This is a genomic window from Bacillus sp. A015 (assembly GCF_053851875.1).
Window position 1 is genome coordinate 131618 of the sequence record NZ_JBSPZB010000001.1, and the last position, 21617, is coordinate 153234.

Below are 21617 nucleotides of genomic sequence, written 5' to 3' on the forward strand. Positions count from 1 at the left end.
ATGAACCAATGAGCTTTTTTAAGAAATTAAAAGAAAAATTTACGCAGCAAACCGATTCAGTATCAGAAAAGTTTAAAGATGGACTTGAAAAAACGAGAAACTCATTCCAAGGAAAAGTAAATGAACTGATTTCTCGCTATCGTAAGGTCGACGAAGACTTTTTTGAAGAACTAGAAGAAGTTCTCATCGGTGCCGATGTCGGTTTCACGACCGTGATGGAACTGATTGATGAGCTGAAAAAAGAAGTGAAATTAAGAAACATTCAAGACCCAAGTGAAGTACAGGTGGTCATCTCTGAAAAGCTTGTTGACATCTACAATAGCGGAGAGGAACAAATCTCTGAGCTGAACATCGAAGACGGGCGTTTAAATATCATTTTATTTGTGGGTGTCAACGGTGTTGGGAAAACAACAACCATTGGTAAGCTTGCAAACAAGCTGAAAAATGAAGGGAAATCCGTCATATTAGCAGCAGGAGATACGTTCCGTGCCGGTGCCATTGAGCAGCTTGAAGTATGGGGAGAGCGTTCAGGTGTCCCTGTCGTCAAACAGACGGCGGGCTCTGATCCAGCAGCGGTTATCTATGATGCCGTTCAGTCAGCAAAAGCGAAAAACGCGGATGTCCTCATCTGTGATACAGCAGGAAGACTTCAAAACAAAGTCAACTTGATGAAAGAGCTGGAGAAGGTCAAAAGAGTCATTGAGCGCGAGGTCCCAGATGCACCGCACGAAGTACTGCTTGCCCTTGATGCAACAACAGGTCAAAACGCCATGGCACAAGCGAAGGAATTTTCTAAAGCGACAAATGTGACAGGAATTGCCTTAACAAAGCTTGACGGTACTGCAAAAGGCGGAATTGTGCTTGCGATTCGAAATGAACTGAACATCCCAGTGAAGCTTGTCGGTTTAGGTGAAAAGATGGACGATCTACAAGAGTTCGATGCAGAATCATATGTGTATGGTTTATTTTCAGACGTGATTGATCAAGAAGACTAACAAAAAAGCCGGCTAAATTGCTGGCATTTTTGTTTATACGCCGCATCATGAAGTGACAAGATAAAAACTTGACACACAGGAGAGAACCGTGTAAACTTAGTTGATGTAAAGGGAATGAACTTAACAAAGGGGAGAGAGCCCATGACGCTTGAAAAAACAACGAGAATGAACTACTTGTTTGACTTCTATCAATCGTTGTTGACCGCAAAGCAAAAGAGCTACATGTCGCTTTACTACCTAGACGATTTTTCCCTCGGTGAAATTGCGGATGAATATGAAGTATCAAGACAGGCTGTTTATGATAATATTAAACGGACTGAAGCGATGCTCGAACAATATGAAGAAAAGCTGCTCTTGTTTAAGAAATTTAAAGAGCGTAAAGAACTTCTCAATAAAATGAGAGAGCTTGTAGCAGATTCCCCGCAAAAGGAAGAAGCAGAAGCTTTAATTGAATCGCTTGAGAAATTAGATTAGGAGGCGGCACAGTATGGCATTTGAAGGATTAGCCGACCGACTGCAGCAGACGATTTCAAAAATCCGCGGCAAAGGAAAAGTGTCAGAGCAAGATGTAAAAGAAATGATGCGCGAGGTACGCCTTGCCCTTCTTGAAGCTGACGTCAATTTTAAAGTAGTCAAAGACTTTGTGAAAAAAGTAAGCGAGCGGGCAGTTGGACAAGAGGTCATGCAAAGCCTTACCCCTGGACAACAGGTCATTAAAGTTGTAAAAGAAGAACTCACTGAATTAATGGGCGGGGAAGAGAGTAAAATCGCTGTGGCGAAAAAATCTCCGACAGTCATTATGATGGTCGGTCTTCAAGGGGCAGGTAAAACGACCACAACTGGGAAACTTGCCAATTTACTTCGCAAAAAACATAATCGCAAGCCGATGATGGTGGCTGCAGATATTTACAGACCGGCAGCGATCCAGCAGCTTCAAACCCTTGGGAAACAGCTTGATATGCCAGTGTTTTCATTAGGTGATCAAGTAAGTCCTGTCGAAATTGCCAAACAGGCAATTGAAAAAGCGAAAGAAGAACACCACGATTATGTCATTTTAGATACAGCAGGACGTCTTCATATCGATGAGGAATTGATGGATGAACTTCAGAAAGTAAAAGAAGTAGCAAATCCAGAAGAAATTTTCCTTGTTGTTGACTCTATGACAGGTCAAGATGCTGTCAATGTAGCAAAAAGCTTTAATGAACAGCTTGGCTTAACAGGTGTCGTTCTAACGAAACTAGACGGTGATACAAGAGGCGGAGCAGCACTTTCGATTCGTGCTGTCACAAATACGCCGATTAAATTCGCTGCACTAGGAGAAAAGCTTGATGCGATTGAACCATTCCACCCGGAGCGGATGGCATCAAGAATTCTTGGCATGGGAGATGTGCTCACACTTATTGAAAAAGCACAGGCAAACGTTGACCAAGATAAGGCGAAAGAGCTTGAACAAAAAATGCGGACCATGAGCTTCACGCTCGATGATTTCCTCGAGCAGCTTGGCCAAGTTCGTAATATGGGTCCACTTGATGAACTGATCCAAATGATGCCGGGAGCCGGTAAAATGAAAGGGCTCAAAAACGTCCAAGTAGACGAAAAGCAGCTCAATCACATCGAAGCGATTATTAAATCAATGACGACCGAGGAAAAAGAACAGCCAGAGGTCATTAATGCAAGCCGAAGAAAACGGATTGCAAAAGGAAGCGGAACATCTGTACAGGAAGTCAATCGCCTTTTAAAGCAATTTGACGAAATGAAAAAGATGATGAAGCAAATGACCAACATGTCCAAAGGAAAGAAAAAAGGCTTTAAATTACCATTTATGTAATAGGTTATACATGATAAAACCGTTGTTAAGAAAAAACACTTTACAAACCCTTTTATCATTGTTAATATACTATCTTGTTGAAATATTTTCGGAGGTGCTAGTAAAATGGCAGTAAAAATTCGTTTAAAACGTATGGGATCAAAAAGATCTCCTTTCTATCGTATTGTTGTAGCAGATTCTCGTTCACCACGTGACGGTCGTTTCATTGAAACAGTTGGAACTTACAACCCAGTGTTATCACCAGCTGAGGTGAAAATCAACGAAGAATTAGCCCTTAAATGGCTTCAAAATGGTGCGAAACCATCTGATACAGTTCGCAACCTTTTCTCAAGCCAAGGAATTCTTGAAAAATTTCATAATGCGAAAAACAGCAAATAATGAATGAGCTGTCCTTGGAAGAATTGATTGTGTCCATCGTCGAGCCACTTGTTGATTTCCCAGAAGATATTCATGTATCTTCATTAGAAAAAGATGAACAGGTGATTTACACACTGTCTGTCAATGCCGAAGATACCGGAAAAGTGATCGGAAAGCAGGGGCGTACAGCAAAAGCGATACGAACAGTCATTTTTGCAGCAGGTGCAGAGTCTTCTAAGAAAGTTCAACTTGAGATTGCTGACTAAAAAGGGAGAGGGCTTAGGACCTCCCCTTTTTTTACACGTTTAAATCTATTTTTCGTTATACTGTAGAGGACAAATGCCTTCGGATAGGGGGACAAAAAGGAAGATGCAGATCATTCAACATGTCACCGTGATGCAAGTATTAACTGAAAGCAGTAAGGACAAACTGTTAACGACTTTTTTGGAGAAAAAAGAAAGACTAGAACGTGAATGCAATCAGCTATATTTTCAACTAAAGAAGCATGAAAAAGAACCACATCAGCAAGAAGCCATCCCTCAATTTCAAAAAGCCATTGATAAAAGGCAAGAGAAAATCAGACAAATTGATTTTCAAGTAGAGCAGCTGCATATCTTGCCGCTTGGAAGTGAAATGAAAGAAACAGAAGTGGATGCGCTGGTTGAAGTGAAAATAGGTGATAAATGGGATGACAAAATGCAAGATAATGTCATTGTCGTCAAAGACGGCACCATTGTGGAAATACGTCAGGGGTGATTGAGAACATGGAGCTAGATTGGTTGAATGTCGGAAAGATCGTCAATACACACGGAGTGCGCGGCGAAGTGCGCGTTGTGTCAAAGACCGATTTCCCGGAAGAGCGCTACAAAAAAGGGAGCGTCCTCTATATTTTTAAGCAAGGTCAAAAGGAGCCGCTGAAAGTCACTGTCGCATCACACCGGCAGCACAAACAGTTTGATTTGCTCACATTTGAAGAAATAGGAACTTTAAATGAAGCAGAGCAATTGAAAGAATCGATTTTAAAAGTAGAAAAAGAACATCTCGTTTCATTAGATGAAGGAGAGTTTTATTTTCATCAAATCATTGGCTGTGAAGTATACGATGAAAAGGACAAACTCATCGGCCACATCAAAGAGATTTTAACGCCGGGGGCAAATGATGTCTGGGTCGTTGAAAGAAAAGGAAAAAAGGATGCCCTTATTCCTTATATTCCACCTGTCGTCAAAAAGATCGATATCTCATCCAAAACAGTACACATTGAAGTGATGGAAGGACTCATTGACGAATGAAAATTGACTTTTTAACGCTTTTTCCTGAAATGTTCGAAGGAGTGCTACACTCATCGATCTTAAAAAAAGCACAGGAAAAAGAAGCTGTCTCATTTCATGTCGTGAATTTTAGAGAGTATTCGGATCATAAGCATAAAACAGTGGATGACTATCCGTATGGCGGCGGTGCTGGTATGGTACTGAAAGCACAGCCTGTATTTGATGCGGTAGAAGATTTGACGAATAAAGCAAACAAGAAGCCCCGAATCATTCTTGTCTGTCCTCAAGGGGAAAGATACACACAAAAGAAGGCAGAAGAGCTTGCAAAAGAAGAGCATCTTATGTTCATTTGCGGCCACTATGAAGGCTACGATGAGCGCATCAGGGAGCATCTTGTCACAGATGAAATTTCAATTGGAGATTTCGTTCTCACAGGCGGAGAGCTGCCGGCGATGATGATTGCAGACAGTGTGGTCAGGCTTTTGCCTCATGTGCTTGGAAAAGAAGCGTCTCACATCGAAGATTCATTTAGTACAGGTCTGCTTGAGCATCCGCACTATACAAGACCAGCCGATTATAAAGGACTAAAAGTGCCGGATGTGCTCCTCTCTGGAAATCATGCCAAAATTGAAGAGTGGCGGCGCAAAGAATCCTTGAAGCGAACCTATACAAGACGGCCAGATTTGATTGATTCATGCAAAACTTTAACGGATGAAGAAAAAAGATGGCTTTGGCAGCTTCATAATGACTAGATTGTATTGCACAGGGCATAGAGGTATGGTATGATACTACTTGTGACTTGGACGGCTTGCTGATTCAAGTTTGAAAACGATGTTCCGCTGCAATGAAGAAAGAGGACATGAGCATCTGTTGGAAGGAGTTGAAAACGATGCAACAATTGATTGAAGAAATCACAAAAGAACAATTACGCACTGATCTTCCTGCGTTCCGTCCTGGTGACACTTTACGTGTACACGTTAAAGTTGTCGAGGGTACTCGTGAGCGTATCCAGATCTTTGAAGGTGTTGTAATTAAGCGTCGTGGTGGTGGAATCAGCGAAACTTTCACAGTTCGTAAGATTTCTTACGGTGTAGGCGTTGAGCGTACATTCCCTGTACACACACCAAAAATCGCTAACATCGAAGTTGTGCGTCACGGTAAGGTACGTCGTGCGAAACTTTACTACCTACGTGAACTTCGCGGTAAAGCGGCTCGTATCAAAGAAATCAGACGATAATGATATCAAAGGAAAGAGCTTGTTACCTGTAACAGGCTCTTTTTTTGTACAATGTATATAGACAATCAATAGAAGAGAGAAGGTGCACCTATGACGATTCAATGGTTTCCAGGCCATATGGCAAAAGCAAGACGTGAAGTCACAGAAAAATTAAAGCTCATCGACATTGTATTTGAATTAACGGATGCAAGAATCCCGATGTCCTCTAGAAACCCAATGATCGAAGAAATCCTTCAAAATAAACCGAAAATCATGCTCTTAAACAAAGCAGATAAAGCAGATCCTCGTATGACAAAGGAGTGGCAGGCGCATTTTGAGCAGCAAGGCGTTCGGTCACTTGCCATTAACTCTGTCGATGGACAAGGGTTAAATCAGATCATCACGACTTCAAAAGAAATCTTAAAAGAAAAATTCGACCGCATGAAAGCAAAAGGCGTCAAGCCGCGTGCGATTCGAGCGCTGATTATCGGGATTCCCAATGTCGGGAAATCGACCTTGATCAATCGTTTAGCAAAAAAGAACATCGCTAAAACAGGAGACAGGCCTGGTATTACCACATCACAGCAATGGGTGAAGGTAGGGAAAGAACTTGAACTGCTCGATACCCCTGGAATCCTCTGGCCAAAATTTGAAGATGAGCAAGTAGGACTCAGGCTGGCGGTTACTGGAGCAATCAAAGATTCAATCATCAACTTACAGGATGTCGCCGTGTATGCACTCCGTTTTCTAGAAGAGAACTATCCAGAGCGATTAAAAAAACGCTATGACCTCGCAAATATACCTGAAGATACGGTTGAGCTATTTGATGCAATTGGCACAAAGCGCGGCTGTCTGATGAGCGGAGGATTCATTAATTACGACAAAACCACCGAAATCATTATTCGGGATATTCGAACTGAAAAATTTGGTCCCCTCACTTTTGAGAAGCCTGAAAGCTAAAAGACACGCAGCTCATGCGGGTCTTTATTTTTTGTGAAAAACTGCCGATATAAAGAAGGAGGCTGCGAAAAGCCTATGTACACTGTGAAACAAATAAAAGAACTGATAGAAAAGCATTCGCACGACGAGTCATACATTCGTGAGCTTGTAAAAGATGATACAAGAAAAAGTGTCCAAAAGCTTATAGAAAAGTGGCACAAAGAGAGAGAAAAGCAGCAAGAACTTCGTGCAGCATGGAATCAAATGCTGCAATTTGAAAACCAAGCAAAGGCACAAGGATACACGTGTATTGCAGGTATAGATGAAGCAGGAAGAGGCCCGCTGGCAGGCCCAGTTGTCGCAGCAGCTGTCATATTAAAAGAAGAAACAGTCCTGCTCGGTTTAAACGACTCAAAGCAACTATCTGAGAAAAAAAGATTGGCTTATTATGATTTGATTCAAGAAAAAGCACTCGATATCGGAATCGGCATTGTTGATGCGGCTACGATTGATGAAATCAATATTTACGAAGCATCAAGACTGGCGATGGTGAGAGCTGTGGAGCAGTTAACTCATACACCTGACTATCTACTCATAGATGCAATGACGCTCCCGCTTCCTACTCACCAGGAGAATATCATCAAAGGAGATGCAAAAAGTGCATCCATCGCAGCGGGTGCATGTATTGCGAAAGTGACAAGGGATCAGATGATGGAGGAGTATGGACGTCAATACCCTGAGTACCAGTTTGAAAAACATAAAGGGTACGGAACGAAAGAGCACCTGGCTGCCATTCAAAAACACGGTGCCACCCCCATCCATCGATTATCGTTTGCACCAGTAAAATCCGTTATTTCATAAATTTTTGACACAAGGAGGCTGCCTGTGATGACAAGAGTTGAAGACATACATACAGCACTGAATAGCCGGTTAAATACGGCAGAATCTGTTCCATTAAACACCGAAGGAAAGGAAAATGTGCACCGGCTGATTCTCGGAAAAGTACTTAAAATGCTTGGAGATGATACTGCGCTTGTTCAAATAGGCTCGACCAAAATAAAAGCGCAGCTAGCAGCTCAGCTAAAAGCGGATGCATTCTATTGGTTCCAATTTGAACAAGAGGGTGGAGGCAGCCTCAATAAACTAAGACCCGTTCAACAATTTGATCAAGATCCCAAGACGTTAAAGGATGCAGCAGCCAAACTATTAGAAGGCCTGTCACTTAAAAATGGGATTGAAAACATATTAACGGCTACAGCCTTTTTAAAAGAAAAATCGGTTATCAATGAAGCCGAGTTAAAAACGGCAGTGAAATGGATCGAACAGTTTCAAGGAGCCGATGTCAAAAAAGGGCTGCAGGCACTCCTGTTTGCTTTGAAGAAAGATTTACCGATCCAGCAAGGGGTTCTCCAATCGATATTAGCAGTGAAATCATCTTCTGCTCTTCATCAGGATATAAAAGCGCTGCTAGATCGTTTAACACAGCTGCCGAAGCAATCAGATGCCACACAGGCCCTTACACAAGCCGTTCGGTCAGTCATAGATGCTGAGACTACTGTTCATGCAGAAAAGCTCTTATCGGGGCTTCTAACAGCGAAAGAAGGCCAAGTGAAGCAGGGAGGCAGTATGACAGTGCCATCTCATTTCAATCCGTCTCAGCAAACAGAGAATAGCCAAGCTTCAATCGTCCAAGGGCGTCAGACAGTTTCAATCAATCAGCCTAACGCGCAGCAGTTGATAAGTCCAAAGCAGCTACCTATCCCGATTCAGCAAATAGAGCGCATACTGACAAGCATGACAAAGCAAGGTGCAGACGGACAGCAGCAGCCCGACTTAAAACCGTTCACATCACTGCTTCAAGGGCTCCAGCAGGCAGGGTCTCAGCCTGACGCAAAGGCATCCGTGCTTCTAAAAGAATTTCCGTTCCTTTCAAAAACAGAGGCGAATGCATTGGCTCAGGTCATTCAGCAGACTGAACCAACATTAAGCAATAAAACCGATGTGCTCGATTTACTTACGACGATGAAAAAGGCGATAGGTGTACGTGATGAAATCGGTATGCTGAAACTACTGGAAAAAGGCAGCCAGGATGTAAAAAGTCAGGAGCTTCATCAATTAAAGCTCGTCTTAAATGATGTGAGGCAGGCGGATTTACCGGAGCACGTTAAAAAAGAAGTGGATCAATTGTTTCATAGATTGAATGGCCAGTTATTCGTGCAGCAGGAAAACCAAACCGTCAGTCAGATGATGGTTTCCTATCCTCTTTTCTCAAAGCATAGTGTTCAAGATTTAACGTTCATTTTAAAAGGACATAAGAAAAAAGATGGTTCTATTGATATTTCTCAGTGCCGCCTCATGTTTTACTTAAACATGGAAAATCTTGAAGAAACATTAATAGACTGTATGATTCAGCAAAAGGTCATGGCGATTACAGTTGAGACAGCCCATGAACTGCAAAGCACAATTAATCCGATGATTCCAGCTGTTCGAGAGAATTTAAATGCCTTAGGATACAGTTTAACGGGTATTACAGCAAAGAAGAGGCAAGAACAAATAGATCCGTCTCATTTTCTAGATGAACACTTTCATAAAATCAGCGAGAAAGGGCTGGACTTACGAGTATGAAGGATTCAAAACCGCTTAGAAGAGCGGTCGCTCTACATTACGATGAAGAAAAACAAAAGGCGCCAAAAGTCATCGCAACAGGAAGCGGCTATGTGGCAGATCATATTATTGAAGAAGCAAAGAAATCAGGAGTTCCCATCCAAGAAGACCCTAATTTAGTAGAACTCATGCGCCACTTAACGCTCGATGAGGAAATACCTGAAGCATTATACGATACTGTAGCAGAAATATTTTCGTTTATCTATAGGTTAGATCAAAAAATGAAAAAATAAGTGATTTGGATGAAAAATTTATATTTTTAATAAAATAAAAGTTTGAATGTTTAGAAGGATTTTACGATTTTACATAGAACCCTAGACATTCTCTTTTTTATTCTTTAAAATGAAAGCGCAGTCTATTTTATAATTTTTGTTTCTACATATGTTGGGAGGATGGGAAATGAATATCCATGAGTACCAAGGAAAAGAAATCCTAAGAAAATATGGGGTTTCAGTTCCAAATGGTAAAGTAGCATTTACACCTGATGAAGCAGTGAAAGCATCAGAAGAGCTAGGAAGCTCTGTATATGTCGTAAAAGCACAGATTCATGCAGGCGGCCGTGGTAAAGCAGGTGGGGTAAAAATTGCAAAAACAAAAGATGAAGTGAAAGGGTTTGCAGAGGAATTGCTCGGCAAAACACTTGTCACACATCAAACAGGGCCTGAAGGGCGCGAAATAAAACGCTTACTTATTGAAGAAGGCTGCGATATTCAAAAGGAGTACTATGTTGGACTTGTTTTGGACAGAGCGACATCAAGAATTGTATTAATGGCTTCTGAAGAAGGCGGTACTGAAATTGAAGAAGTAGCAGAAAAAACGCCGGAAAAAATCGTCAAAGTGGTCATCGACCCAGCGATTGGTCTTCAAGCCTATCAGGCGAGAGAAGTAGCGTTTAAAATTAATATTCCAACAAAATTAGTTGGCCAAGCTGTTAAATTTATGACTAGCCTTTACAACGCGTTTATTGAAAAAGATTGTTCAATTGCTGAGATTAATCCACTTGTCGTAACGGGCGATGGAAAAGTCATGGCACTCGATGCAAAATTAAACTTTGATAGCAATGCCTTATATAGACAAAAAGATATATTAGAATACCGTGACCTTGATGAAGAGGATCCAAAGGAAATTGAAGCTTCTAAGTATGATCTAAGCTATATTTCCCTAGATGGAAATATTGGCTGTATGGTCAATGGAGCAGGTCTTGCGATGTCTACAATGGATATCATCAAGCATTACGGGGGGGACCCTGCAAACTTCCTAGATGTTGGCGGCGGTGCAACAGCTGAAAAAGTAACAGAAGCATTTAAAATCATCTTATCTGATCAAAATGTCAAAGGGATTTTCGTTAACATTTTTGGCGGCATCATGAAATGTGATGTTATCGCAGAAGGTGTAGTTGAGGCAACGAAACAAGTTGGCTTAACATTGCCACTCGTTGTACGTCTTGAAGGAACAAACGTTGAATTAGGGAAGAAAATTCTGAGTGATTCAGGCTTAAATATCACTTCTGCTGAGTCTATGGCTGACGGGGCAGAAAAGATTGTATCTTTAGTCTAGTAGAGCAGAAAGGCAGGGAACCTAAATGAGTGTATTTATTGATAAAAATACGAGAGTAATTGTTCAGGGAATTACTGGTTCAACCGCATTGTTCCATACTAAACAAATGATTGAGTACGGAACAAATATTGTTGGCGGTGTCACACCTGGAAAAGGTGGAACTGAAGTAGAAGGAGTTCCTGTATTTAATACTGTATCTGAAGCCGTACAAACAACTGGAGCAAACGCTTCTGTTATCTATGTACCAGCACCATTTGCAGCAGATGCCATTTTAGAGGCAGTTGATGCAGACGTGGATCTAGTCATTTGTATTACTGAACATATTCCAGTACTTGATATGGTCAAAGTGAAACGGTATATGGAAGGTAAGAAGACAAGACTTGTTGGACCAAACTGTCCTGGTGTGATTACACCTGAAGAATGTAAGATTGGCATCATGCCTGGCTACATTCATAAAAAAGGTCATGTTGGAGTTGTTTCGCGTTCTGGAACGCTTACATATGAAGCGGTACATCAGCTTTCAGAGGCTGGTGTTGGTCAATCGACAGCTGTAGGAATCGGCGGAGACCCTGTAAATGGAACGAACTTTATTGATGTATTAAAAGCCTTTAATGAAGATCCTGATACACACGCTGTCATTATGATCGGCGAAATCGGCGGTACGGCTGAAGAAGAAGCAGCTGAATGGGTAAAAGCAAATATGACCAAACCAGTTGTTGGCTTTATTGGCGGTAAAACGGCACCTCCAGGAAAACGCATGGGGCATGCTGGTGCAATTATTTCCGGTGGTAAAGGGACAGCTGACGAAAAAGTAAAAACAATGCGTGAATGTGGAATTGAAGTGGCAGAGACTCCATCTGTCATGGGAGAAACCTTGATTAAAGTGTTAAAAGAGAAGAACCTCTTCGAAGCTTGTAAAACGCATTAATGACACAAGAAGACTTGTTCTTTGACAAGTCTTCTTCTTTCTATCTTAAACTGGAGGAATGGTATGTACAACGTGTCCGAAAGAATGATTTTTCACCGCTTAAAAGGCCTCATCTCACCCTCTTTGTTAACAAAATGGTGGAAAGTTGATCCTGAGTTATATATAAATGAAGAAACACATCATTTCAAACAGGATCGATCATTACAAACGATCGACTTTACCCGCTTAAAACAAGCTGAAGAAAATGAATTCCCCATTTTTCAACACATCGTTCAAGCCTATTTAAAGCAAAACATTCACATGATTCCCATCACATCACCCTTATATCCCAGAACACTAAAACATATTTATGATCCTCCCCCTGTGTTATTCCTAAAAGGAAACGTATCATATTTAAATGAAGAAAAAGGTTTAGGTGTAGTAGGCACGCGTGTTCCATCGTCTTATGGAGAAGCATGTGTGAAGAAAATTGTTGGTGAACTTGTTAAGGAAGATTGGATGATTGTCAGTGGCTTAGCAAAAGGAATCGATGGACTTGCACACAAGGAGTGCATCAGAAAAAAAGGGAAAACCATTGGTGTTGTAGCAGGCGGTTTTCAGCATTTATATCCAAAGGAACATGTGCAAATGGCTCAATACATGGGAGAGCATCATTTGCTTTTATCAGAGCATCCGCCTTATATCAAACCAGAAAAATGGCACTTTCCAATGAGAAATCGTTTAATTAGTGCACTGACAAAAGGAACCATCGTGATCCAGTGTAAAGAAAAGAGCGGTTCGCTCATTACAGCGTATCAGGCGCTTGAGCAAGGAAAAGAAGTGTTTGCCGTGGCAGGATCAATCTTTGATCCTAATTCCACAGGTCCAGCTAGACTCATTCAGCAGGGAGCAAAGCTTGTTCATTCTACGAAGGATATTTTAGAGGAATTCTCCTTCCGTGGCGTTCAATATACTGAACTCTCATAAAAATATCGTTTGACAAACGACACAGGAATATTTAATAATAGTGAGGATTTAAGTTTACACTTTGTTTTTCGTGTTTATAATGATGTTCATCATAAAGAATTTTTAACGATTGCCTGTTAGATAGGTGCAATTAACATAAATATGAATTGTGAAATGTATAAAGAGAGAACACCTCTTAAGGGGGATTTTGAGTATGGCTGATTATTTAGTCATCGTTGAGTCGCCAGCAAAGGCGAAAACGATTGAGCGTTATTTAGGAAAAAAGTATAAAGTAAAGGCTTCAATGGGGCATATAAGGGATTTACCGAAAAGTCAGTTAGGTGTTGACACTGAGCATGACTTCGAACCGAGATATATTACGATTCGCGGAAAAGGCCCCGTTTTAAAGGAATTAAAAACAGCGGCGAAAAAAGCAAAGAAAGTCTATCTCGCAGCTGACCCCGATAGAGAGGGAGAAGCGATTGCTTGGCATTTAGCACACAGTCTTGACCTTGACCTCTCTTCAGATTGCCGCGTTGTCTTTAACGAGATTACAAAAGATGCGATTAAAGATTCCTTTAAGCATCCACGTATGATTAATATGGACTTGGTTGATGCGCAGCAGGCAAGACGGATTTTAGATCGTTTAGTTGGGTATAAAATCAGTCCAATTTTATGGAAGAAAGTCAAAAAAGGATTAAGTGCTGGGCGTGTTCAATCTGTTGCACTCCGCCTGATTATTGATCGCGAGAATGAAATTAATGAATTCAAACCAGAAGAATACTGGACAATTGATGGTACATTCCTAAAAGGAAAAGAAACCTTCGAAGCTAGTTTCTTTGGCGTGAGTGGCAAAAAGCACCCATTGAAAACAAAAGAAGATGTAAAAGAAATCCTTTCGAAACTAAAAGGTAGCAAATTCTCTGTAGAAAAAGTGACGAAAAAAGAGCGGAAACGCAATCCAGCTGTCCCGTTTACGACTTCTACCTTGCAGCAGGAGGCTGCAAGAAAACTAAACTTCCGTGCAAAAAAGACGATGATGATTGCACAGCAATTATATGAAGGAATAGATCTTGGTAAAGAAGGTACAGTAGGACTCATTACATATATGAGAACGGACTCAACACGTATTTCCAATACGGCGATTGAAGAAGTATCTGCTTTCATTGATCAAACGTACGGCAAGAATTTCTTAAACACAACAAAACGAACCGCCAAAAAGAACGAAAATGCACAAGATGCGCACGAAGCCATCAGGCCGACTTCTACGCTAAGAAAACCAGCAGATGTCAAACACGTGCTAAGCAGAGACCAGCTTCGTCTTTATAAATTGATTTGGGAACGATTTGTGGCAAGCCAAATGGCGCCAGCTGTTCTTGATACAATGAGTGTGGATCTTGAAAATAACGGTCTTACGTTCCGTGCAAATGGGAGTAAAGTGAAATTTCCTGGGTTTATGAAGGTATATGTGGAAGGAAAGGACGACCAGCTAGAAGAAAAGGACAAAATGCTTCCTGATCTAAAAGAGGGTGACACAGTTCTTTCAAAAGATATCGAACCTGAACAGCACTTCACGCAGCCGCCTCCGCGCTACACAGAGGCAAGACTTGTCAAAACGCTTGAAGAGCTTGGTATAGGCCGTCCATCTACGTATGCACCAACTTTAGATACGATTCAAAAGCGCGGCTATGTCGCACTTGATAACAAACGGTTTACCCCAACAGAGCTTGGAGAAATTGTACTCAACTTAATTATTGAATTCTTCCCTGAAATCATTAACGTGGAATTCACGGCGAAAATGGAAAAAGAACTTGATAGCGTTGAAGAAGGTACGATTGAATGGGTTCGCATTATCGACAGCTTCTATCAAGACTTTGCCAAACGGGTAGAAAAAGCAGAAGCAGAGATGCAAGAAGTGGAAATTGAGCCTGAATACGCCGGAGTTGATTGTGAAGAGTGTGGACATCCGATGGTGTACAAAATGGGTAGATACGGTAAGTTCATGGCGTGCTCTAACTTTCCTGACTGCCGTAACACGAAACCAATTGTCAAAGATATCGGTGTCAAATGCCCGACATGTCATGAAGGAAACATTGTTGAACGAAAATCTAAGAAACGCCGCATTTTTTATGGCTGTGATCGTTTTCCAGAGTGTGAATTCGTCTCTTGGGACAAACCAATTGAAAGAAAGTGTCCAAAATGCGAAAATATGCTTGTAGAGAAAAAGCTGAAAAAAGGCGTTCAAGTTCAATGTGTGAACTGTGATTATAAAGAGGAACAGCAAAAATAGCGGTGAGCAACCTTGTTCACCTGCTTTTTTATGTCATCAAACAGAACTTACGAAATAGGAGAGTTGTACAATGAGTCAATTTGTAAATGTGATCGGAGCAGGTTTAGCAGGAAGTGAAGCTGCATGGCAAATTGCCAAGCGCGGAATTAAAGTCAATTTGTATGAGATGAGACCTGTCAAACAAACGCCAGCTCACCACACAGATAAATTTGCGGAGCTCGTATGCAGTAATTCATTGCGTGCGAACGCTTTGACAAATGCAGTAGGTGTATTAAAGGAAGAAATGCGTCATTTAGATTCGGCGATTATCGCAGCAGCAGATGAAAGCTCAGTTCCTGCTGGCGGAGCACTTGCAGTAGACCGTCATGAATTTGCAGCAAACGTCACAGACCGCGTGAAGAATCATCCGAATGTCACTGTCTTTCAAGAGGAAGTACAGAGCATTCCAGAAGGTCCGACAATCATCGCGACTGGTCCACTTACTTCAGAAGCTCTTTCAAAAAAATTAAAGTCTTTAACTGGTGAAGAGTATCTTTATTTCTACGATGCAGCGGCACCAATTCTAGAGAAAGATAGCATTGATATGGATAAGGTGTACTTGAAATCACGCTATGATAAAGGGGAAGCCGCTTATTTAAACTGTCCAATGACCGAAGAGGAATTCGATCGTTTTTATGAGGCGTTAATTTCTGCTGAAACGGTGCCTTTAAAAGAGTTTGAAAAAGAAATCTTCTTTGAAGGCTGCATGCCAATTGAAGTCATGGCGAAAAGAGGAAAGAAAACGATGCTGTTTGGTCCGATGAAACCAGTAGGACTTGAAGATCCGAAAACAGGAAAAAGACCTTACGCTGTTGTTCAATTAAGACAGGATGATGCAGCAGGTACTTTATATAACATCGTTGGTTTCCAAACTCATTTGAAGTGGGGCGATCAAAAGGAAGTATTCCGTTTGATCCCAGGTCTTGAAGAAGCAGAGATTGTTCGTTATGGCGTGATGCACCGTAATACATTTATTAACTCTCCAAGCCTTTTAAGACCGACTTATCAGTTTAAAAATAGAGATGATCTATTCTTTGCCGGACAAATGACAGGCGTTGAAGGCTATGTCGAGTCCGCGGCTTCAGGACTAGTGGCTGGAATTAATGCGGCTCGTTTTGTCAAAGGAGAAGAGCTTGTCACACTTCCTGAAGAAACGGCGATTGGCAGTATGGCTTACTATATCACGTCGACAAACAAGAAAAGCTTCCAGCCGATGAATGCAAACTTTGGCTTGCTGAAGGATCTTGGCGTTCGGATTAAAAACAAACAAGAGCGGTATGCAGAGTACGCTAAGCGCGCAATTGAAACTATTCAAACTATTTCGAAATCTCTGTAGTAAAACATTGCACGGAAAGCAAGATATGTGATACCATTTAAAAGCCTTAAAGAGGTGTAAAAATGACGAATAAACAGCGTCTTGTCCACTTATTCATTGAATATTTGCAAATTGAAAAAAACTATTCAGCTTTAACGATCTCAGGATATTCAGAAGCCATTGAAGAGTTTGTCAGATTTATGAACATTCAAGGAATAGACGGTTTTGAAGAGGTATCCTATCAAGATACGAGAATTTATTTAACAGAAGCTTATGAAAAAGGCCTGACAAGAAGAACGATTAGTAAGAAAGTCTCTGCGTTTCGCAGCTTTTATAAATTTTTATTAAGAGAACAGCTTGTGAAAGAAAACCCTTTTTTACTCGTTAGCTTACCAAAGCAGGATAAGCGAATTCCTTCATTTTTGTATGAAGAGGAACTAAAAGAGCTTTTTACAGTTTCTGATGTAAGCACACCGCTTGGACAAAGAAATCAAGCCATTTTAGAAATTCTTTATGCAACAGGAATGAGGGTCAGTGAGTTATGTTCATTAAAAGAATCTGATCTTGATTTATCGATGGATACAGTGCTTGTTCATGGGAAAGGCAGCAAACAGCGGTATGTTCCTTTCGGTTCGTACGCACATGAAGCGCTGGTCACTTATTTAGAGGATGGAAGGCAGAAGCTGACAGCTAAGGCGAAAGAGCGTGCTGATGCATATGTATTTTTGAATCAGCGCGGAGCCCCTCTTACAGATCGAGGCGTTCGATTCATTCTCACTGAATTAATGAAAAAGGCGTCAGGCACATTACATATCCATCCTCACATGTTAAGGCACACCTTTGCCACGCATCTCTTAAACGAGGGGGCGGATTTGAGAAGTGTTCAAGAACTTCTCGGTCACTCAAACTTATCATCAACACAGGTGTACACGCATGTATCAAAAGATTCTTTAAGAAAAACGTACATGTCTCATCACCCAAGGGCTTTTAAACGATCCTAAAAGGAGGTTTTTTCATGTCATCATTTCATGCAACAACCATCTTTGCCGTTCAACATAAAGGAAAAAGTGCGATGGCTGGAGACGGTCAGGTCACATTCGGGCAGGCTGTCGTGATGAAACACACAGCAAAAAAAGTGCGCCGTCTTTTTGGAGGCAAAGTGCTCGCAGGTTTTGCAGGTTCAGTAGCAGATGCATTTACACTCTTTGAAAAGTTTGAAACAAAGCTTGAAGAATATGGTGGTAACTTAAAGCGAGCAGCTGTAGAACTAGCGAAAGAATGGCGAAGTGACAAGATGCTCAGACAGCTAGAGGCAATGCTCATCGTCATGAACAAAGAAAGCATCCTGCTCGTATCTGGAACAGGAGAGGTCATCGAGCCAGATGATGGTATTTTAGCAATCGGCTCAGGCGGCAACTATGCGCTTAGCGCCGGGAGAGCACTCAAAACACATGCAGGTGATCATCTCTCAGCTAGAGAAATTGCAAAGGCTGCTCTTGAAACGGCAGGAGAAATCTGTGTCTACACGAACGACCAAATCACTTTAGAAGAGCTTGAATAGAAAGGACATGAGACGTATGGAGAAAAAGCCGTTTACCCCAAGAGAGATAGTTGAAAAGCTTGATCAGTATATCATTGGTCAGCTTGATGCGAAAAAAGCAGTGGCGGTGGCTTTAAGAAACCGTTACAGAAGAAGTCTTTTACATGATAAGCTAAAGGATGAAGTCGTTCCTAAAAACATTTTAATGATCGGTCCAACAGGTGTGGGGAAAACAGAGATTGCCCGCAGAATTGCACGAATTTCTGGTGCGCCTTTTATTAAAGTGGAAGCGACCAAGTTTACTGAAGTTGGATATGTCGGCCGTGACGTAGAGTCGATGGTCAGAGATTTAGTTGAGACAGCGATTAGACTTGTCAAAGAAGAAAAGATGAAAGATGTTCAAGAAGAAGCAGAAAAACAAGCAAACAGACGTCTTGTTCATTTGCTTGTTCCTGGTAAGAAAAAAAGCCAGTCTGTGAAAAATCCTTTTGAGATGCTGTTTGGCGGTTCTGATGCAGACGACCGTGATCGAGATGACTCAAATGAAGAAGTAGAGCTTGAATCGACAAGAAAACGTATTGCTCACCAGCTGGCTATGGGTGAACTTGAAGATCATTATGTCACAATCGAAGTGGATGAGCAGCAGCCGTCCATGTTTGATATGCTTCAAGGCTCGGGTATGGAGCAAATGGGTATGAACATGCAGGATGCGCTCAGCAATCTCATGCCTAAAAAGAAAAAACGCAGAAAGCTGACCGTCAGAGAAGCTAGAAAGGCGTTAACTGCTGAGGAAGCTTCAAAACTGATTGATATGGATGAAGTCAGTCAGGAAGCCGTCCAAAAAGCAGAGCAGCAAGGGATTATTTTTATCGATGAAATCGACAAAATTGCCAAAAGCGGCGGTGCATCATCTGCAGATGTTTCTCGTGAAGGGGTTCAACGTGATATTTTACCGATTGTAGAAGGTTCAACTGTGATGACGAAATATGGGGCAGTGAAAACGGATCATGTGCTTTTTGTAGCAGCAGGTGCATTTCATATGGCGAAACCCTCAGATTTGATTCCAGAGCTTCAGGGGCGCTTCCCAATCCGTGTAGAATTAGATAAATTAAGTATAGAAGACTTTGTGAAAATCTTAACGGAACCAGATAACGCGTTATTAAAGCAATATAAAGCTTTACTTGAAACAGAAGGTATATCTCTTGAATTTTCTGACGATGCTATTCATAAGATTGCCGAAGTGGCTTATCACGTCAATCAGGAGACGGATAACATCGGTGCAAGAAGGCTTCATACCATACTTGAGAAGCTGCTTGAAGAGCTTTCATTTGAGGCACCTGATATTACACTGGAGACGGTGACCATTACCCCTCAGTATGTAGAAGAGAAGCTGGGAAAGATTGCAAATAACAAAGACTTAAGTCAATTTATACTTTAACAAATGAATAAAGTAATCTAGGAGGATCATTATTATGGCGTTACTGCAAAAAACAAGGATTATTAACTCAATGCTGCAAGATTCAGCGGGGAAACCAGTTAATTTTAAAGAGATGGCGGAAACACTGAGAGATGTCATTGATTCAAACATTTTTGTGTTGAGTAGAAGAGGTAAACTTCTTGGTTACTCAATCAATCAACAGATTGAAAATACACGTATGAAAAAAATGCTTGAAGATCGTCAGTTCCCAGAAGAATATACGAAGAGTCTATTCAACGTACCTGAAACGTCTTCAAACCTTGATATTAACAGCGAATATACAGCTTTCCCGGTTGAGAACCGTGATTTATTCCAATCAGGTTTGACAACCATTGTTCCGATTATCGGCGGTGGGGATCGTTTAGGAACGTTAATCCTGTCTCGTTTGCAAGATAGATTCACTGATGATGATTTAATACTTGCTGAGTACGGAGCAACCGTTGTTGGAATGGAGATCCTTCGCGAGAAAGCGGAAGAAATCGAAGAAGAAGCAAGAAGTAAAGCAGTTGTTCAAATGGCGATTAGTTCTCTTTCATATAGTGAGCTCGAGGCGATTGAGCACATCTTTGAAGAACTTGATGGAAACGAAGGACTCCTTGTGGCAAGTAAAATTGCTGACCGTGTAGGTATCACTCGTTCAGTGATCGTCAACGCCTTACGTAAATTAGAAAGTGCAGGCGTGATCGAATCTCGTTCTCTTGGAATGAAGGGAACGTACATCAAAGTGTTAAACAACAAATTTTTAATTGAACTTGAAAATTTAAAATCTCATTAATCAAAAACCCTTTTCGGCCGAAATAAATGCTGAAAAGGGTTTTTTGTATGAAAAAGGGGGATTTGTCCGAAAAATGACACTCTTTTTTCCAAGAAACCCCTTACAATTCTGTAGTGCTTTGAATCTAGGTCTTTGTACCTATCTATAAAATAGATATATATTACGAGTTTTTTTTACATATACATCATAGACTTTAATCCTATTATTTCTTACAATGAACATATGGTTTTACAAATCTCGACATGATTAAATGGAATGAAATACATATGATTGGAGGTATATGGTTTTGGATTTATTTTCTGGAACGATAAGCAACCTTGAGAATGCCTTGGGCAGAGCGAATGTTAAGCAAAAAGTCATAAGCAATAATATCGCGAATATAGACACACCGAACTACAAGTCGAAAAACGTCACATTCCATGATATGCTAAATGACGCGGCAATCAAATTAGATGCCAAAAAAACATACCAAGGTCACATTGATTTTTCTAAAACAGGGTCTAATTATTCAGTTGTTTCGAGTAACCGTACTTCTTATCAAGAAAACGGAAATAATGTCGATATTGATCAAGAGATGAGTGAACTCGCTAAAAATCAAATTCAGTATAATGCGTTGGTTGAAAGAATGAGCGGAAAGTTCAATTCTCTTAAAACAGTTTTGACAGGAGGTAAGTGATGTCGATTTTTTCAGGAGTTAACGCTTCGGCCTCAGCATTAACAGCACAGAGGCTCAGAATGGACGTTGTATCCTCGAACCTTGCAAATATGGATACAACAAGAGCTAAACAGGTTGATGGCAACTGGGAGCCTTATAGACGTAAGCTCGTCACATTACAGCCGTCAGGTGAATCATTTTCATCTATATTGAACTCAAGCATGAATTCGAGCGGCAAATTAGGAAACGGCGTCAAAGTAACGAAGATTACAGAGGACGAAACTCCATTCAACCTTCAATATGACCCTACAAATCCCGATGCCAATGAAAATGGATATGTTCAAACGCCAAATGTTGATCCATTAAAGGAAATGGTTGACCTCATCAGCAGCTCAAGGTCATATGAAGCAAATGTGACTGCGCTAAATGCGAATAAAAACATGCTGATGAAAGCTTTAGAAATAGGAAAGTAAGGTGAAAAGAATTGGTTAATGCAATATCTCCTTTCCAGCTTCAAACCGCTCAGCAAGCAAGTGAATTGACGAATGCATCGCCTGTGCAGGCGGCTGCACCTAAAAGCCAAACGAATTTCTCTGATGTGCTGAAAAATTCCATTGAGGCATTAAATCAATCACAGCTGAAATCAGACCAGTATACAAATGCTCTTGCACAAGGAAAAGATGTCAATCTCGATGAAGTCATGATTGCCTCGCAAAAGGCGAGTGTGACACTCACAGCTGCAACGGAGTTTCGAAATAAAGCAGTCGAAGCGTACCAAGAGATTATGAGAATGCAGATGTAGGAGGTGCTGACGGACAAAAAAAGACTG

25 protein-coding genes are annotated in these 21617 nt (G+C 41.1%); all 25 read left to right on the plus strand.

All coding sequences use genetic code 11. The annotated features are described in order from the left end of the window. Nucleotides 1-8: 8 nt before the first annotated feature. The 25 genes from ftsY to fliE all read left to right on the plus strand — a co-directional run bounded on the left by ftsY (nucleotide 9) and on the right by fliE (nucleotide 21590). Nucleotides 9-995: a signal recognition particle-docking protein FtsY gene (ftsY, locus tag ACSLGF_RS00650; RefSeq protein ID WP_456001462.1), complete on the plus strand. Its 987-nt coding sequence runs from the start codon at nucleotides 9-11 to the stop codon at nucleotides 993-995. Between the two features lie 141 nt (nucleotides 996-1136). Next, nucleotides 1137-1469 (plus strand): putative DNA-binding protein, encoded by a 333-nt coding sequence (locus ACSLGF_RS00655; protein ID WP_191095435.1) that lies wholly within the window; start codon nucleotides 1137-1139, stop codon nucleotides 1467-1469. Between the two features lie 13 nt (nucleotides 1470-1482). Then, a complete protein-coding gene (ffh, locus tag ACSLGF_RS00660) occupies nucleotides 1483-2823 on the plus strand; it encodes a signal recognition particle protein (RefSeq protein WP_230031480.1) in 1341 nt (446 codons plus the stop codon). 105 nt (nucleotides 2824-2928) lie between these two features. Beyond that, nucleotides 2929-3201, plus strand: coding sequence for a 30S ribosomal protein S16 (rpsP, locus tag ACSLGF_RS00665; RefSeq protein ID WP_003212139.1), 273 nt, complete (start codon nucleotides 2929-2931; stop codon nucleotides 3199-3201). Then, a complete protein-coding gene (locus ACSLGF_RS00670) occupies nucleotides 3201-3446 on the plus strand; it encodes a KH domain-containing protein (RefSeq protein WP_099725881.1) in 246 nt (81 codons plus the stop codon). The genes rpsP and ACSLGF_RS00670 overlap by 1 nt, the downstream gene beginning before the upstream one ends. 103 nt (nucleotides 3447-3549) lie before the next feature. Continuing rightward, nucleotides 3550-3936, plus strand: coding sequence for a YlqD family protein (locus ACSLGF_RS00675; RefSeq protein WP_024424191.1), 387 nt, complete (start codon nucleotides 3550-3552; stop codon nucleotides 3934-3936). Between the two features lie 8 nt (nucleotides 3937-3944). Then, nucleotides 3945-4469, plus strand: a complete 525-nt coding sequence (gene rimM, locus ACSLGF_RS00680) for a ribosome maturation factor RimM (protein WP_456001465.1) — start codon at nucleotides 3945-3947, stop codon at nucleotides 4467-4469. Next, nucleotides 4466-5200 (plus strand): tRNA (guanosine(37)-N1)-methyltransferase TrmD, encoded by a 735-nt coding sequence (gene trmD, locus ACSLGF_RS00685; protein ID WP_456001467.1) that lies wholly within the window; start codon nucleotides 4466-4468, stop codon nucleotides 5198-5200. The genes rimM and trmD overlap by 4 nt, the downstream gene beginning before the upstream one ends. Nucleotides 5201-5337: 137 nt before the next feature. Continuing rightward, nucleotides 5338-5685, plus strand: coding sequence for a 50S ribosomal protein L19 (gene rplS / locus ACSLGF_RS00690; RefSeq protein WP_012009940.1), 348 nt, complete (start codon nucleotides 5338-5340; stop codon nucleotides 5683-5685). A gap of 90 nt (nucleotides 5686-5775) precedes the next feature. Further along, the gene (gene ylqF, locus ACSLGF_RS00695; protein ID WP_456001469.1) at nucleotides 5776-6624 is read left to right on the plus strand and encodes a ribosome biogenesis GTPase YlqF; all 849 of its coding nucleotides are present in this window, start codon (nucleotides 5776-5778) and stop codon (nucleotides 6622-6624) included. 75 nt (nucleotides 6625-6699) lie between these two features. Further along, nucleotides 6700-7464 (plus strand): ribonuclease HII, encoded by a 765-nt coding sequence (locus ACSLGF_RS00700; protein ID WP_034317790.1) that lies wholly within the window; start codon nucleotides 6700-6702, stop codon nucleotides 7462-7464. Nucleotides 7465-7491: 27 nt separating this feature from the next. Next, on the plus strand, nucleotides 7492-9228 hold the full coding sequence (locus ACSLGF_RS00705; RefSeq protein WP_456001471.1) for a glycosyltransferase: 1737 nt from the start codon (nucleotides 7492-7494) through the stop codon (nucleotides 9226-9228). Then, nucleotides 9225-9500, plus strand: a complete 276-nt coding sequence (locus ACSLGF_RS00710) for a FlhB-like flagellar biosynthesis protein (RefSeq protein ID WP_099725876.1) — start codon at nucleotides 9225-9227, stop codon at nucleotides 9498-9500. Before ACSLGF_RS00705 ends, ACSLGF_RS00710 begins: the two co-directional genes overlap by 4 nt. A 166-nt stretch (nucleotides 9501-9666) precedes the next feature. Continuing rightward, nucleotides 9667-10824: an ADP-forming succinate--CoA ligase subunit beta gene (gene sucC / locus ACSLGF_RS00715; RefSeq protein ID WP_456001473.1), complete on the plus strand. Its 1158-nt coding sequence runs from the start codon at nucleotides 9667-9669 to the stop codon at nucleotides 10822-10824. Between the two features lie 25 nt (nucleotides 10825-10849). Then, a complete protein-coding gene (sucD, locus tag ACSLGF_RS00720; RefSeq protein ID WP_099725875.1) occupies nucleotides 10850-11752 on the plus strand; it encodes a succinate--CoA ligase subunit alpha in 903 nt (300 codons plus the stop codon). A gap of 63 nt (nucleotides 11753-11815) precedes the next feature. Next, nucleotides 11816-12718 (plus strand): DNA-processing protein DprA, encoded by a 903-nt coding sequence (dprA, locus tag ACSLGF_RS00725; RefSeq protein ID WP_456001475.1) that lies wholly within the window; start codon nucleotides 11816-11818, stop codon nucleotides 12716-12718. A gap of 193 nt (nucleotides 12719-12911) precedes the next feature. Next, on the plus strand, nucleotides 12912-14987 hold the full coding sequence (gene topA / locus ACSLGF_RS00730; protein ID WP_456001477.1) for a type I DNA topoisomerase: 2076 nt from the start codon (nucleotides 12912-12914) through the stop codon (nucleotides 14985-14987). Between the two features lie 70 nt (nucleotides 14988-15057). Further along, nucleotides 15058-16362 carry an FADH(2)-oxidizing methylenetetrahydrofolate--tRNA-(uracil(54)-C(5))-methyltransferase TrmFO gene (gene trmFO, locus ACSLGF_RS00735; protein WP_456001479.1) on the plus strand — a complete coding sequence of 435 codons (1305 nt, stop codon included), beginning with the start codon at nucleotides 15058-15060 and terminating at the stop codon, nucleotides 16360-16362. A 62-nt stretch (nucleotides 16363-16424) separates the two neighbouring features. Further along, nucleotides 16425-17342, plus strand: a complete 918-nt coding sequence (gene xerC, locus ACSLGF_RS00740) for a tyrosine recombinase XerC (protein ID WP_456001481.1) — start codon at nucleotides 16425-16427, stop codon at nucleotides 17340-17342. A gap of 14 nt (nucleotides 17343-17356) precedes the next feature. Next, on the plus strand, nucleotides 17357-17902 hold the full coding sequence (gene hslV, locus ACSLGF_RS00745) for an ATP-dependent protease subunit HslV (RefSeq protein WP_024424181.1): 546 nt from the start codon (nucleotides 17357-17359) through the stop codon (nucleotides 17900-17902). A 16-nt stretch (nucleotides 17903-17918) separates the two neighbouring features. Continuing rightward, entirely contained in the window at nucleotides 17919-19319 is a 1401-nt protein-coding gene (hslU, locus tag ACSLGF_RS00750; RefSeq protein WP_456001483.1) for an HslU--HslV peptidase ATPase subunit, read from the plus strand. A 34-nt stretch (nucleotides 19320-19353) separates the two neighbouring features. After that, nucleotides 19354-20133, plus strand: coding sequence for a GTP-sensing pleiotropic transcriptional regulator CodY (gene codY, locus ACSLGF_RS00755; RefSeq protein WP_456001484.1), 780 nt, complete (start codon nucleotides 19354-19356; stop codon nucleotides 20131-20133). Nucleotides 20134-20419: 286 nt separating this feature from the next. Continuing rightward, nucleotides 20420-20809, plus strand: a complete 390-nt coding sequence (gene flgB / locus ACSLGF_RS00760; RefSeq protein ID WP_456001486.1) for a flagellar basal body rod protein FlgB — start codon at nucleotides 20420-20422, stop codon at nucleotides 20807-20809. Next, nucleotides 20809-21261, plus strand: coding sequence for a flagellar basal body rod protein FlgC (gene flgC / locus ACSLGF_RS00765; RefSeq protein WP_327842534.1), 453 nt, complete (start codon nucleotides 20809-20811; stop codon nucleotides 21259-21261). The genes flgB and flgC overlap by 1 nt, the downstream gene beginning before the upstream one ends. An 11-nt stretch (nucleotides 21262-21272) precedes the next feature. Further along, a complete protein-coding gene (gene fliE, locus ACSLGF_RS00770; protein WP_076839565.1) occupies nucleotides 21273-21590 on the plus strand; it encodes a flagellar hook-basal body complex protein FliE in 318 nt (105 codons plus the stop codon). Nucleotides 21591-21617: the final 27 nt, after the last annotated feature.

Coding starts and splice junctions, on each gene's coding strand:
- ftsY (WP_456001462.1), top strand. CDS start 9: ATGAGCTTTTTTAAGAAATTAAAAGAAAAATTTACGCAGCAAACCGAT.
- ACSLGF_RS00655 (WP_191095435.1), top strand. CDS start 1,137: ATGACGCTTGAAAAAACAACGAGAATGAACTACTTGTTTGACTTCTAT.
- ffh (WP_230031480.1), top strand. CDS start 1,483: ATGGCATTTGAAGGATTAGCCGACCGACTGCAGCAGACGATTTCAAAA.
- rpsP (WP_003212139.1), top strand. CDS start 2,929: ATGGCAGTAAAAATTCGTTTAAAACGTATGGGATCAAAAAGATCTCCT.
- ACSLGF_RS00670 (WP_099725881.1), top strand. CDS start 3,201: ATGAATGAGCTGTCCTTGGAAGAATTGATTGTGTCCATCGTCGAGCCA.
- ACSLGF_RS00675 (WP_024424191.1), top strand. CDS start 3,550: ATGCAGATCATTCAACATGTCACCGTGATGCAAGTATTAACTGAAAGC.
- rimM (WP_456001465.1), top strand. CDS start 3,945: ATGGAGCTAGATTGGTTGAATGTCGGAAAGATCGTCAATACACACGGA.
- trmD (WP_456001467.1), top strand. CDS start 4,466: ATGAAAATTGACTTTTTAACGCTTTTTCCTGAAATGTTCGAAGGAGTG.
- rplS (WP_012009940.1), top strand. CDS start 5,338: ATGCAACAATTGATTGAAGAAATCACAAAAGAACAATTACGCACTGAT.
- ylqF (WP_456001469.1), top strand. CDS start 5,776: ATGACGATTCAATGGTTTCCAGGCCATATGGCAAAAGCAAGACGTGAA.
- ACSLGF_RS00700 (WP_034317790.1), top strand. CDS start 6,700: ATGTACACTGTGAAACAAATAAAAGAACTGATAGAAAAGCATTCGCAC.
- ACSLGF_RS00705 (WP_456001471.1), top strand. CDS start 7,492: ATGACAAGAGTTGAAGACATACATACAGCACTGAATAGCCGGTTAAAT.
- ACSLGF_RS00710 (WP_099725876.1), top strand. CDS start 9,225: ATGAAGGATTCAAAACCGCTTAGAAGAGCGGTCGCTCTACATTACGAT.
- sucC (WP_456001473.1), top strand. CDS start 9,667: ATGAATATCCATGAGTACCAAGGAAAAGAAATCCTAAGAAAATATGGG.
- sucD (WP_099725875.1), top strand. CDS start 10,850: ATGAGTGTATTTATTGATAAAAATACGAGAGTAATTGTTCAGGGAATT.
- dprA (WP_456001475.1), top strand. CDS start 11,816: ATGTACAACGTGTCCGAAAGAATGATTTTTCACCGCTTAAAAGGCCTC.
- topA (WP_456001477.1), top strand. CDS start 12,912: ATGGCTGATTATTTAGTCATCGTTGAGTCGCCAGCAAAGGCGAAAACG.
- trmFO (WP_456001479.1), top strand. CDS start 15,058: ATGAGTCAATTTGTAAATGTGATCGGAGCAGGTTTAGCAGGAAGTGAA.
- xerC (WP_456001481.1), top strand. CDS start 16,425: ATGACGAATAAACAGCGTCTTGTCCACTTATTCATTGAATATTTGCAA.
- hslV (WP_024424181.1), top strand. CDS start 17,357: ATGTCATCATTTCATGCAACAACCATCTTTGCCGTTCAACATAAAGGA.
- hslU (WP_456001483.1), top strand. CDS start 17,919: ATGGAGAAAAAGCCGTTTACCCCAAGAGAGATAGTTGAAAAGCTTGAT.
- codY (WP_456001484.1), top strand. CDS start 19,354: ATGGCGTTACTGCAAAAAACAAGGATTATTAACTCAATGCTGCAAGAT.
- flgC (WP_327842534.1), top strand. CDS start 20,809: ATGTCGATTTTTTCAGGAGTTAACGCTTCGGCCTCAGCATTAACAGCA.